At 63.3% G+C, this 12,774-nt stretch carries 12 protein-coding genes; 4 read left to right on the top strand and 8 right to left on the bottom strand.

Annotation, left to right across the window (positions count from 1 at the left end; genetic code table 11):
• Nucleotides 1–105 precede the first annotated feature (105 nt).
• From BM110_RS14385 to BM110_RS14370, 4 genes are read left to right on the top strand one after another with little or no spacing between them, the layout of a single operon-like run.
• On the top strand, nt 106–1,968 hold the full coding sequence (locus BM110_RS14385) for a phytase (RefSeq protein ID WP_093513656.1): 1,863 nt from the start codon (nt 106–108) through the stop codon (nt 1,966–1,968).
• A 47-nt stretch (nt 1,969–2,015) separates the two neighbouring features.
• A complete protein-coding gene (tolQ, locus tag BM110_RS14380; protein ID WP_092245680.1) occupies nt 2,016–2,708 on the top strand; it encodes a protein TolQ in 693 nt (230 codons plus the stop codon).
• 14 nt (nt 2,709–2,722) lie between these two features.
• Nucleotides 2,723–3,169 (top strand): protein TolR, encoded by a 447-nt coding sequence (tolR, locus tag BM110_RS14375; RefSeq protein ID WP_071490102.1) that lies wholly within the window; start codon nt 2,723–2,725, stop codon nt 3,167–3,169.
• Nucleotides 3,166–3,927, top strand: coding sequence for an energy transducer TonB (locus BM110_RS14370; RefSeq protein WP_093126846.1), 762 nt, complete (start codon nt 3,166–3,168; stop codon nt 3,925–3,927). Before tolR ends, BM110_RS14370 begins: the two co-directional genes overlap by 4 nt.
• Nucleotides 3,928–3,934: 7 nt before the next feature.
• Here the strand turns inward: BM110_RS14370 and BM110_RS14365 are convergent, their stop codons facing one another.
• The 8 genes from BM110_RS14365 to BM110_RS14330 form a co-directional block, all read right to left on the bottom strand.
• Entirely contained in the window at nt 3,935–4,876 is a 942-nt protein-coding gene (locus BM110_RS14365) for a D-isomer specific 2-hydroxyacid dehydrogenase family protein (RefSeq protein ID WP_071490100.1), read from the bottom strand.
• Nucleotides 4,873–6,051: an acyl-CoA dehydrogenase family protein gene (locus BM110_RS14360; protein WP_093513654.1), complete on the bottom strand. Its 1,179-nt coding sequence runs from the start codon at nt 6,049–6,051 to the stop codon at nt 4,873–4,875. Before BM110_RS14360 ends, BM110_RS14365 begins: the two co-directional genes overlap by 4 nt.
• A complete protein-coding gene (locus BM110_RS14355; protein WP_093513653.1) occupies nt 6,048–7,397 on the bottom strand; it encodes an LLM class flavin-dependent oxidoreductase in 1,350 nt (449 codons plus the stop codon). The genes BM110_RS14360 and BM110_RS14355 overlap by 4 nt, the downstream gene beginning before the upstream one ends.
• A gap of 12 nt (nt 7,398–7,409) precedes the next feature.
• Nucleotides 7,410–8,384 (bottom strand): ABC transporter substrate-binding protein, encoded by a 975-nt coding sequence (locus BM110_RS14350; protein WP_092245671.1) that lies wholly within the window; start codon nt 8,382–8,384, stop codon nt 7,410–7,412.
• Between the two features lie 150 nt (nt 8,385–8,534).
• Nucleotides 8,535–9,260, bottom strand: coding sequence for a hypothetical protein (locus BM110_RS14345; RefSeq protein WP_093513651.1), 726 nt, complete (start codon nt 9,258–9,260; stop codon nt 8,535–8,537).
• 9 nt (nt 9,261–9,269) lie between these two features.
• Complete coding sequence (locus BM110_RS14340; protein WP_139220335.1) at nt 9,270–10,151, bottom strand: hypothetical protein; 882 nt, start codon at nt 10,149–10,151, stop codon at nt 9,270–9,272.
• Nucleotides 10,152–10,481: 330 nt separating this feature from the next.
• Nucleotides 10,482–12,065, bottom strand: a complete 1,584-nt coding sequence (locus BM110_RS14335) for a rhodanese-related sulfurtransferase (RefSeq protein WP_093513649.1) — start codon at nt 12,063–12,065, stop codon at nt 10,482–10,484.
• The gene (locus BM110_RS14330; RefSeq protein ID WP_092245660.1) at nt 12,062–12,673 is read right to left on the bottom strand and encodes a cysteine dioxygenase family protein; all 612 of its coding nucleotides are present in this window, start codon (nt 12,671–12,673) and stop codon (nt 12,062–12,064) included. The genes BM110_RS14335 and BM110_RS14330 overlap by 4 nt, the downstream gene beginning before the upstream one ends.
• Nucleotides 12,674–12,774 lie beyond the last annotated feature (101 nt).

The raw sequence follows: 12,774 nt of genomic DNA, 5'->3' as shown, positions 1-12,774 counted from the left end.
ATGGCTGTGGCCCAGCTGGCATCTGTGTTGACTGACACACTGCTATCGGGGGGCAAGCCCCCTCCCACATTGGATCTCCATTGTTTTTGACGGATTGAGCCGTACATGAAGATTTCCAAGCTGTACCTACTAATAGCCTTGACCCTCTGTGCGCCGGCAATGGCCACGGACCTGGCCCTGACCCCTTGGGCACCCAGCCTCAATGCCGAGGCCATGGCCGTGCTGAGCAGCACCGAGCGCCTCACCGCCAGCACCCGCAACGGCCTGCAACTGCTCGACGCCAAAGGCACCGAACTCGCCCGTTTCAACGGCAACTTCAGCAGCCTCGACACCCGCGCTGCAGGCACCCAGGTACTGGTCGCCAGCCTCGACAACGACCGCCAGCAAGCCGTGCTGATCAACCTTGACGCGTCCGCCAAAACCTTTGGCACACCGCTGTACCTGCCCGCTCGCGACTACCCGGTAAACGGCCTGTGCCTTTATCGTGACGGCGCCGCCCACCTGTTTGTGTTCCTGGTGGGTGAAGAGGGCAAGGGCGAGCAATGGCTGGTGGGCAATGGCGCCACACTGCTCAGCGAACCCCAGCGCGTACGCGGTCTGCCGTTGCCGCCGTCGGCGCAGTTCTGCCAGGTGGATGACACAACCCATCAGTTGGTGGTGAATGAACAAAACGTCGGCTGGTGGGCCTACCCGGCGCACCCGGAAGCCGAGGTCAAGCGCACGCCGGTAGCGCTGTTCGACAACCCCAGGCGTGAAGCGGGCGCCATGGCGCTGGTGCCGGGCGGGATGGTCGCCCTCGATCCGAAGACGGCCCAGTTGCACCTGTTCCAGCACACCGGCAAGCGCTGGGTCGAACAATCGAGCCTGACGCTGCCAGGTCTCAAGGAGCCGGAACAACTCAGCGTCAACGGTCAGCAACTGCTGGTGCGCGATGACGACAATGGCAAGCTTTACCAGGGCAGGCTCGACTGGAAAGCCAAACCCGTGACGGCTGGACCGGTACTGCCGGAAGTCGCCGCTGTACGCCAGACCGACCCGGTCGGTCGCCAGGGCGACGCGGCGGATGACCCGGCGATCTGGGTTCACCCCGCGCAACCGGAAAAAAGCCGCGTACTCGGCACCAACAAGAAGCAGGGCCTGCTGGCCTACGACCTTGACGGCAAGCTGTTGCAGGAGCTGGCGGTGGGCCGTCTCAACAATGTCGACGTACGCCCCGACTTCAAGCTCGGCGCGCAGACTGTCGACCTGGCCGTGGCGAGCAATCGCGATCACAACAGCCTGAGCCTGTTCAGCATTGACCGCCAGAGCGGCGAACTGCGCGAAGCCGGTGAAGTGCCGACACCGCTCAAGGAGATCTACGGTATCTGCCTGTACCAGCCCGCCAGTGGCGAGATCTACGCGATCGCCAACGGCAAGGACGGCACCTTCCTGCAATACCGCCTCAGCGCACCGGATGGTCGTGTGCAGGGCGAGTTGGTGCGCCAGTTCAAGGTCGACAGCCAGCCCGAGGGTTGCGTGGCCGATGACCAGCGCCAGCGTCTGTTTATCGGGGAAGAAGACGTCGGTGTCTGGGCGGTGGATGCGCGTGCCGACCAGCCGGCCACCCTCACCAGCGTGATCAAGGTTGGCCCGCAGCTGCACGCCGATGTCGAGGGCCTGGCGTTGTACCAGAGCGACAAGCGCGACTACCTGGTGATCTCCAGCCAGGGCAATGACAGCTACCTGGTGCTGGATGCCGAGCCGCCGTTCGCGACCCACGGTGCCTTCCGCGTCGGCCTGAATGCGCCGGCCGGGATCGATGGAGCCTCGGAAACCGATGGCCTGGAAGTCACCGCCCTCAACCTCGGCGGGCCGTGGAGCCAAGGCATGCTGGTGGTGCAGGACGGGCGCAAGCGCATGCCCGAGCAGACCCAGAACTTCAAGTTGGTGCCCTGGGTCGAGGTGACTCGCGCGCTGAAGTTGCCCTGAGCCGTCATCACCTGGTCATCACTTTTTTATCGAATAGGAGCTTCACCATGCACGCGACGATGGAACATATGACGATCTGGGGCTTGATCAGCGACGCCAGCCTGTTGGTCAAGGCGGTGATGATCACCTTGCTGCTGGCCTCCTTGCTCAGTTGGTACCTGATCATCCAGCGCGGCAGTGTGCTGCGGCGCCTGGAGCGCCAGTTGAATGGCTTTGTGCAGCGCTTTCGTGCTGCGCCGGACTTGCAACCGCTGTACCGCGACACCGTGCAGGCGGGCGAGGGCGGTATTGCGCCGATCTTTATCGCCGGCGTTCAGGAATACCAGCACCTGCACAGCCATGATCCGGCGGTGCTGGACGGTGTCGAGCGCGCCGTGCAGGTGGCGATCACCGAGCAGGAAATCGAGTTGGAAAAAGGTCTGCAATTTCTCGCGACAGTGGGTTCGGTCAGCCCCTACATCGGCCTGTTCGGCACCGTATGGGGCATCATGAATTCGTTCATCGGCCTGTCCCAGGTGCAGCAGGCCACGCTGTCGACGGTCGCGCCGGGCATCGCCGAAGCGCTGATCGCCACGGCTATCGGCCTGTTCGCGGCCATCCCGGCGGTGATCGCCTACAACCGCTTTGCGGCACGCGGCCAGACCTTGCTCACCCGTTACTACGCCTTCGGCAACGAACTGCAAGTACGCCTGCACCGCACGCTGCGCGGCACGTCGAGCCACCTGGCCGTGGCCGCCTGAACAGGAGCGATTTCATGTTAGCAAGGCCGCAACGCAAGCACGGGCCCAAGGCCGAGATGAACGTGGTGCCCTATATCGACGTGATGCTGGTGCTGCTGGTGATCTTCATGGTCACCGCACCGATGCTCACCCAGGGCGTGAAGATCGAGCTGCCCAAGGTCGCCGCCGAGGCACTGGCCACCGACACCCGCCAGCAGATCCTCACGCTGTCGGTGAAGGCCGATGGCGGCTACTACTGGAACCTCGGCGGTGAACTCGACACCCGGCACCAGACCGACAGCGCGGTGACCCTCGACGAAATGGGCGCCAAGGTCATGCAGGTGGTGGCGGCGCGCAGCGACACCCAGGTGTACATCCGCGCCGACGATAACGCCGGTTACGGCCGTGTGGTCGCGGCCATGGCGGTGTTGCAGAAGGGTGGGGTGAGCAACCTGGGGCTGGTGACCGAGGCCCCGCAATGACGGCGATGATCATGCACAGTCCGACGCTGACGATGCCTTCCCGGAGGCCTTCCGGATTCTGGCGAAACAGTTTGGCGGCCAGCCTGGCGGTGGCGCTGCATGTGGGGGTGTTGGCCGCATTGATGCTTGGCTGGTCCACGGAAGTACCGCCAGTGGAGGCCCCCAGGGTGATGCATACCCAACTGGTGATGCTGCCGGCGGCGACAGCTCCAGCTCCAGCTCCAGCGCCTGAACCGGTGGCCGTCACACCCCCGGAGCCCGTCGCGGTTCCCGTACCGGTAAAGCCCACGCTCGATCCGCAGATCCAGGCGCGCAAACTCGAAAAGGCCGCCCTGGCGCGCAAACGCGTCGATGAAAAACAGCAGGAGCAGCAACGGCTGGCCACTGAACAGCACAATCGTGAGCAGGCACAACAGCGTGCTGACCAGCAGCGCCTGGCCGCTGAAACAGCGCGGGCCGCGACACCGGTTGCGGCACCGGCGTTCGACAGTCGCCAGTACCAGCCCTTGAGCAAGGAAGCGCCGGACTACCCCGAGCGTGCCCTGGACAAAAACATCGAAGGCGATTGTTCGGTGGAGTACACCGTCAACACCCAGGGCCGCGTGGAAAACCCCAGGGTGCTGGACGGCTGCCATCCGCTGTTCATGCGGCCATCACTGGCCGCGGCGAATACCTTCCGTTACCAGCCGAGGATCGTCGATGGCAAGGCTGTTGCGGTGCCGGCGGTGCGCAATACCTTTCATTACCGCATCAAGTAAGCGGCGATCAATTGGCACGGTTGTACAGCTCAACATTGGCAGCATACCGCGCCAGGTTCGCCAGGAACGTATCGGCGATTTCCTCCTTGCTGCGGGTGGAAATCGCCGAGGTGTGCGGCGACAGCCTTACCCGCGGATGGGTGTACAACGGATGCCCCAGCGGCAATGGCTCCGGCTCGGTCACGTCCAGCGACGCCAAACCAACCTGCCCATTGTCCAGCGCTTGCAGCAACGCCTCCTGATCCAGCAACCCACCCCGTGCGATGTTGATCAGGTGCAACCCCGGCCTGGCGCTGGCGAGGACGTCGCGGTTGATGATATGCCGCGTGGCCTCGGTCAGCGGCGCCGCCACCACCAGGTGATCGGCTCTGGCGAACAGGTCGTGGATGTCCCTGGCGGCTTCCACGCCTGCGCTGAACGGCGCCGGGCTTTGACGCAGCGCCACCACCCTGATGCCCAGGGCCAGGGCCTTCTGCGCCAGGCGTTCGCCAATCGCTCCAAACCCCAGGATGCCCAGTGTGGTGCCCTTGAGCGGGCGCAGCGGGGTGAAGTGCCACTGGTCATCCTTGACCCAGATGGCCGGCAGGTGCTTGGACGCGGCAAAGATCGCCGCCAGGGCGAATTCGGCCAGGTTGTCGGCGGCGCTGCCACGCGATGTCGTCACCGGAGGGCCGTTGAACAGCCACTGCGGGTAGAAGTCGATGCCCGACGACACCAGGTGCACCCACTGTGCGCCATAGGGCCAACCGGGTGGCGGAGTGTCCGGGGCGGTATAGCCGCGCACGTTGATCGGGCGCAGCAGCAGGATATTCGCCTGGGGCGGCAGGTCGCTGGGCACCCCGACGGGCACCCCGATCACCTGGGCTTCGGGATGGATCGACGCCAGGCGCTGGCGGATCACCTCGTTGTAATCCTCGTCCAGCTGGCTGGCGATAATCACCTGGCTCATGTGCGCTCCTTGTGGCGTTGGGCGAAGGCGGCCTTGCCGACACCTTGTAATACCGCGTCGTTCTGTGGGGTATGCACGCGGCTGCACAACACGTCGCGGTAGTGCCGTTGCAGCGGGCTATGGCGCGACAGGCCAGGGTTGCCCGAGGCTTCGATGGCCAGCTCCACGGCGCGGATCGCGTTGTTCGTTACCAGGTACTTCAATTGCGCGGCGTTGGCGGCCGGGGTGTGGCCCTCGGCAGCAGCGTCGAGCAGGCTGCGATTGGCAAACAGCAGGGTGTCGATATGGCCAACGGTTTCCTGGAAGCGTGGCAGGGTCGACAGCGCCGCACCGAGGTTGGACGGTTGGCGCTCCTCCAGCCAGTTCACCAGCCAGTCCCGGGCGGCCTGGGCCACGGCGTCGTACACGGAGGACAACAACACTGACATCCACAGGAAGCCCTCGGGGTCCAACTCTGGCGCCGGCGCACTCCAGGGGCTGACGCTGACAGCGTGGTCCAGCGGCACCAGCACGTTGTCGAGCACCACTTCATGGCTACAGGTGGCGCGCATGCCCAGGTGGTCCCAGGTGTCGATGATGCTCACGCCGGGGCTGGCCTTGGGCACCAGCCAGGCGCCCACCAGCGGGTCGGCGTCGTCACTGCGGGCCCACACGCTGAACCAGCTCAGGCCGTGGCTGCCGGTGGAGTAGATCTTGCGCCCGCTGATGCGCCAGCCCTCGGCAGTGCGCACGGCGGTGGTCGCCGGCAGCCCGCCACGGGCCGGGGTGCCGAGGTCGGGTTCGACGCGCAGGGCGTTGATCAAGGCGCCATTGCGCACCGCGTCTACGGCCACTTGCCTGCGCAGGTGCGCGGGCCAGGTCTTGCTGTCTTGCAGGCGGGTGTGTTGCAGGTATTGCATCACCAGGATCAGCGCAGTGGACGGCTCGCCCTTGGCAATCGCACTGATCGCCTTGCGTGCCTGGGACAGGCTGGCCCCGCCGCCGCCCAGGGTCTTGGGCACGGTGAGGGCGAGCAGGCCGTGCTCGTGCAGCAACTTGAAGTTGGCGTGAGGGAAGGCGCCGCTCTCGTCGTAGAGATGGGCGGTGCTGGTCAGCTCGGTGGTGAGGCGTTCGAGCAAGGCGTCGAAGTGGGCGACTTCCACGGAGCGCAAGGAGGGCTGCGAGGATTGGCTCATGCCAGCGCCTCTTGCTGCGCTTCAACCTCGGCGGCGACGCTGTAGCGGTTCACCGGCACCTCCAGGCCCAGGTTGTCGCGCAGGGTCTGGCCGCTGTATTCGCTGCGCAGCAGGCCGCGTTGTTGCAACACCGGCGCCACCAGTTCGGTGAAGTACTGCAAGCCATCCGGCAGCACCGAGTTGATGATGAAACCGTCACTGGCACCGCGCTTGAACCAGGTCTGGATCGCATCGGCGACCTGTTCCGGGGTGCCGACAAAATCACGTTTGGGCCGCGAGAAACGCAGGGCCACTTCGCGCAGGGTCAGGCCTTCGTCCCTGGCCAGTTGCTTGATGCGGTCGGAGCCGCCTTTCTGGCTGTTGGACCCCAGGTCCCCCAGTTCCGGGAACGGCGCGTCCAGCGGGTATTGGCTGAAATCGTGGTCATTGAACGGGCGGCCGAGGGCGACGATGGCATCTTCCACGGTGACCAGCTCCACGGCCTGCTGGTAGCGGCTTTCCACTTCGGCCTCGTCGCGGCCGACAATCGGGCGGATGCCCGGCAGGATCGACAGGCTTTGCGGATCGCGGCCAAAGCCCTTGGCGCGGCGTTTCAGGTCTTGGGAATAGGCCAGGCCTTCTTCGATGCTGTCCACGTGCACAAAGATCGCATCGGCGTTCTGCGCCGCGAAGTTGCGCCCGTCTTCCGAGGTGCCGGCCTGGAAAATCACCGGCTGGCCCTGGCGCGAACGCGCGATGTTCAGCGGGCCTTTCACCGAGAAGAAATCGCCCTTGTGGTTGAGTGCATGCAGCTTGCCTGGGGCGAAAAATTCGCCGGACTGTTTGTTGTAGGTGAAGGCATCGTCTTCCCAGGAGTCCCACAGGCCCTTGACGGTATCCAGGTGCTCCTTGGCGATGCGGTACCGCACGGCGTGGGGCGGATGCTCGGCCTTGCCGAAGTTGTCGGCGGTGCCGCTGAGCCACGAGGTGACCACGTTCCAACCGGCGCGACCGCCGCTGATATGGTCCAGGGACGCGAACTGGCGCGCCACCTGGTAGGGCTCGGTGTAGCTGACGGTCACCGTGGCGACGAGGCCGATATGTGTGGTGATTGCGGCGAGTGCCGACAGGATCGTCAGTGGTTCGAAGCGATTGAGGTAATGCGGGCTGGACTTGGCGTGGATATGCAGGCTGTCGGCGATGAACACGAAGTCGAACTTGGCGGCTTCGGCCAATTCAGTCTGCTGCTTGTAGAAGCCGAAGCTGGTGCTGGCATTCGGTTGGGCCTGCGGGTGGCGCCATTCGCCCCAGCCGTGACCGACGCCATGGACCATGGCTCCCAGTTTCAAATGACGTGGCTTGCTCATGTGCTGCTCCTTTTAGCGCGAGGCTTGGTTGAAGGGGACACGCTTGGCGTTGAAGCTCTTGTCGAAGCCCTGCGACACGTCGATGTGCTTGAGCAGCAGGCCTTCCTGTTGATAGGTGTCGGCGGTCGCTTGCAGGCCGCTGATCACTGCGTCGTCGATCGTGACCGGGTTCAGGCGGGTGTCCTTGGCTACCGTCACGTGCACATCCAGCGGCAGGCCGGTGATCCTGGCCTGGGCGGCGGCGTATTCATCGGGGTGGGTGTTGGCCCAGGCATAGGCGCGGTCAACGCGGGCGACAAAGTCGTCGAGCTGCGGGCGCTTGTCGGCGATGGCCTGGCTGGTGGCGGCAAGGTACAGGTGGTTGCTCAGCAGTTTATTGCCACTGACCAGCACGCGTGCCTGGCTTTGCGAGGTCACTACGGTGGTGTATGGGTCCCAGGTGGCCCAGGCGTCGGCGGTGCCGTTATCCAGCACCAGGCGTGATTCGCTGGGCAGCAGGAAAATGAACTGCACGTCCCGGGTGGTCAGGCCGGCGGTGGCCAGGGCCTTGATCGCCAGGTAATGGCCGATGGAACCGCGCCCGGTGACGATCTTCTTGCCCTTGAGGTCGGCAACGGTCTTGATCGGTGAGTCCTTGGGCACGACCAGGGCGGTGGTGTTGCGCCCTTCGGAGTGGATGATGCTGACCACCTTGAGAGACGCACCGGCACCGAGGGCGAACACGTACGGCGCATCACCGAGGGCGCCGATGTCCACGGCACCGGCGTTGAGTGCTTCGCCCAACGGTGAGGCAGACGGGAATTCCGACCACTGGATTGTGTAAGGCACGTTCCGGGTTTCGCCGGAGGCTTCCAGCAGCGCCTTGATCGTCGATTTCTGGTTGGCCACCCGCAGCGGTTGCAGGTCGGCGGCAGCGGCGCTGCCGATCAGGCCAAGGGCGAGGGCGGTGCCCAGGAGCAGGCGTTTGAAAGGGAGGGTAATGACCATGGGATGCAGGCTCCAGGCAGATCAAGTCAGGGTTCGATTACCTCCGCCTGGAGAAGGGGTCGGTGAGTGATTTAACACTATTCCTATAAAAAACTGATGTGAAGTTCTTTTTGGTTATATCGTAATTATTGAAAAAGCTGATGACATTTATTATTTATTATTTTTATCATGCATTTTATATTCGGATTTTCGGGTGGCATACACTCGAAAATAAACGGCAATTCGCAGGCCTGCGGTGATGCGCTTGAGGCTGCAGTGGGGAACGGTCCCGGGGAGGAGAAAGATGTACCCGCATGGCCCAAGCACATTTTGAGCATGCGGATCGCCCACGAGGCAGGCATCGCTAATGGCGACAAGGTGTGCTGACAATGCGCAGCCCTCAGTACCGCTTGCCAGGAGCTGAGCGACCTGGTCCGCCTGTCTGGGCCAGATAGTCAGTGCTGCGTCGTCCGGGATCAGCACATCGTCCAGGTAGACCCCTATGATCGCGGTCGGCAGGTCTGGGTGTTGCGTCAACGCGCCCTGTTCAAGTCCGTCCAGATGAGGTGAGGTAGCCAGCCCTGCGGGTTCGCGCACGGCGATTTGCGGGCGGCCAAACGAGCGCTGTTCATCGAGATGGGGAAGCACCGGTCGTAGTCGTTCCTGTACCAGATGCTGTAATCGATTGAGTGGGGTTGTGTCGTGCAAGCCGCGCCGCCAAGCTTGACTGCTGATGTCCACCAGCTCGCGACAGGCTGTGGTGTAGGCGACTTCCCGTCGTTGGGCAGGCGTTGCGCCAAGGGAATAGTGCTCGACGATCTCTTGGCGCAGCGCCTGGACAACGTCGGCGGGTACGCGCTCACCCAGGACAGAAAACGGATTCGACCCGGTAGCCATAAGCGGCCCTCATTTTGTCGTTCCAGTGCCGATCTGGTTAACGAAAGTCATCAGCTGCCGGGTGAAGGTCTCGGCAGATAACCAGCTTTTATCCAGCGCACCAAGGTAATGGTAGGCGCTGCGAATCAATCCCGGTTGTGTGAGAAGGGCGGCCACTTCATCGAGGTGCTCGTAGAAGAGCGGATAGTCGATGCCGAGGTATTCTTCGAGAGCGGGATGTCGGTTGACTACGATAGGAGTATTGCGCGCGATGGCTTCAATGACGGTGTTGCTGGCGGAAACATCCAGGTATTCACAGAACACCAGGTTGTGGGCGAGCAAGCTATCGTAGGACGGATTGTCGAGCGGCTCGATCACCTGGACATCACCGATCAGCGGGCGGTGTCGGGTCGGTGACAGGTTGTCGATTCGTTGCAGGGCGTTGTGTACCCAGGGGCGATCTTGCAGTAGATGCACCTTTTTGTAGTCATCCGGTACGCGCAGCTGATAAATCGCCAGGCTGTTGCGGCAATACCAGCCCACTTGCACGATGGTCTTGGTCGCCTGCTGTTCCCATTGGTTGATGGAAAACTGTTGGTCGGGAATTTCAGTGGGGTGCTTGAGTACCTTCACTGGAACGACCAGCTCCTTTGCCAGCCAATCGCCGAGGGTGGTACTCAACGTCACAGCGCCGGCCAGGTGCTTGAGGCTGTTGCGAAAGGTGGTTTTTTGAAAGATCACCGATGGCACGGCGCTGGGGTCGTACCAGTGGGGCACGTGGCGTGGGTGATGAAAAATTCCGATCCAGGGTTCGTGCCACTCCTGCGTGGAGCCTGGGTGTTGGAAGGTGCGCTCGACAAAGTCATCCAGCAGCATGCCGGCAGGTCGTTGGCATTGGCGAAGATGATCCATGACATGGCGCCAACCCGAGCGGTGACCGCAATGTTCGGGAGCACCCATCTGTTTCAGGTGCAGAGGTAGTTTGATACCGAGATCATTGTTCTGGATGCTGAAGAGCGCTGGGGTGTCCGCGCAGTGCAGGTGTGCGGCGGCGGGCTTTGCCTGTTCTGACCTGTTCATTGATCAATGCTCCATGCCAATCATCCTGTTTCGCTTCCTACACTAGTATCTCCCGATGGACTTGGAAAGGTGTGAGAGGGGGGGCAGCCCCGGCCACAAGGGATCGCGTGCTCATTGGTCGCCGGGGTGACCTTGCACGCTTGAGGCTGCGCGGTGGGCGGGTCAGATCACATAGAAACCGTGGGTGCCGTCGCGTGCCAGCTGGTCGACCAGGCCGAATTCCCAGTCAAGATAGGCCTGCATGGCTTCCCTGGGGTTGTCGGTGCCTTCGTACGGGCGGCGGTAGCGGTCGATACGCGGCGAGGCCAGGTGGGTTTCGCCTTCTTCCAGCGGCAGTTGCGCGTTGATCCAGCCGGCGGTGCCGTCCTGCAGCAGGAACACTGGCTTGCCGGTAAGGGCTTCGACTTCAGCCACCGCCAGGCGCGCCAGTTGGCTGCTGCCGCAGGTCAGCACGTAGCGCTGGGCGGCGGGCACCTTGGCCAGAGCCTGGGGCAGTTGCGCACGCAGTACCCACCAGGCTCCGGGGATATGGCGCTTCACGTAGTTGGCGCTGGCGGTGAAATCCAGTACCGCCGTGTCGCCATGGGCCAGCCAGTCGGCGAGGGTAGTGGGGCTGATCGGTTCGGCCTGGGGCGGCGCCGGCACCGGCGCGACCCAGGCACCTTGCTCGCTGAAGTGCTCCGCTTGCAGGTCATCCAGCACATGCACTTCCCAGCCCAGTTGGGCCAGCCAGGACGCAGACATGTTCGCGCGTACGCCGTCGTCATCCGCCAGCACCAGCCGCGCACCGCGTACGCTGGCAACGTGATCGGTTTCCTGCACCAGTTGCCCGCCCGGTGTGGAGCGCGCGCCTGGCAGGTGGCCGGCTTCGAATTCTTCCGGGGTGCGTACATCGAACAGGTAGGTGGTGCGTGTGGTGTCCTGCTGCCAGGTACGCAGGTCGCTCAGGGTGGTACGGCCAACGCGGGCCTTGTCGGCCACGCGGCGTGCATCGATGGCGGCGGCCAGGCGATGCTCCTCGCTGGTCGGCGCAAAACGTCGAGATTGGCCATGGGCAAGCTTCTGCCCGGCCAGGGTCCAGCCGATGGTGCCGTTGCGCAGGGCCGACACCGGGTTGGCCACGCCGGCATTGATCAGCGACTGGGTGCCGATAATGCTGCGGGTACGCCCGGCGCAGTTGACAATGATGCGGGTGGCCGGGTCCGGCGCCAGTTCGCGGGCGCGCAACACCAGTTCGGCCCCCGGCACGCTGATGCCGGTGGGAATGCTCATGGTCTGGTATTCGTCGAAACGCCGGGCGTCGAGCACCACTACGTCAGCCTGGCTGTCGAGCAGCGCCTGCACCTCTTCAGCGGCCAGGGACGGCGTATGGCGTTCGCTTTCCACCAGTTCGCCGAACGCCTTGCTCGGTACGTTGACGTCGATGAACAGCTCGCCACCGGCCTTGCGCCAACCGTCCAGGCCTCCTTCAAGCAGGCTGACCTGGGTGTAGCCCAAGGCAACCAGGCGTTCGGCAGCGCGGGCAGCCAGGCCTTCACCATTGTCATACACGGTGACCTGGGTATCGCGCCGCGGAATGCGCGCATACACCTCCAGTTCCAGCTTGGACAGCGGGAGGTTCGCGGCAAACAGTGGATGGGATTCGGCGAACGGCGCTTCTTCGCGCACATCGATCAGGGCGACTTCTTCTTGGTCCAGCAGGGCTTGGCGAATCCGCGCAAAGCTGCGGGTGGAGAGGGTGGTCATAGGGCAGGGCTCTTTTCTTTGGACAAATCCCAGATATTCGGGAGAAAGGCGTTGGAATAACCGGAGATAAACAGTTTCTCGCTGCCGTCGGGCTGGTACACCGCGCGGCGCACCGCACCGATATTGGCGCCGTACACATGGATACTGATGGACACCTGGTCGCTATGGGCGTTGCTCACCTGGTGGATGTCGCCGACCTTGGGCGACACCGCTTCAACCTGGCCCGGCACCAGCCGTATCGGCTTGCCTTCAGCCACCAGGCTGCCGTCAGGGGCGCGTTCAAACCCTTGGGAAAACTCTGAGCCGCGCAGCATGCCAATCAGGCCCCATACCCGGTGGTCATGGATCGGTGTGCTTTGCCCCGGCCCCCACACAAAGCTGACGATGCTGAAACGCTGGCGTGAATCGGCATGCAGCAGGAACTGCTGGTAGCGCTCGGGATCGGGTTGGGCGAATTCGTCGGGAAGCCAGTCGTCATGGCTGACCAGTTGCGCCAGCAGCTTGCCGCCACGGTGCAGCAGGTCGCCTTCGCGTGGATTACCGTCGATCAATTCCGCCAGGGCGCCTATGAAGGCTCTGAGTCTCTCGGGGTGTCGGGCCTGGGTCATGACAGTTCCATCGTGTGGTCGGTGGTGATGGGTTTATCTAAGCATAATGTTTATAGTTAATATGCTATTTTTTAATGATTAGCTTATAGCTGAAGGTAATT

This window comes from Pseudomonas sp. NFPP28, assembly GCF_900115535.1.
Lineage (GTDB): Bacteria > Pseudomonadota > Gammaproteobacteria > Pseudomonadales > Pseudomonadaceae > Aquipseudomonas > Aquipseudomonas extremorientalis.
This window is presented reverse-complemented; position numbering and strand designations above follow the sequence as displayed.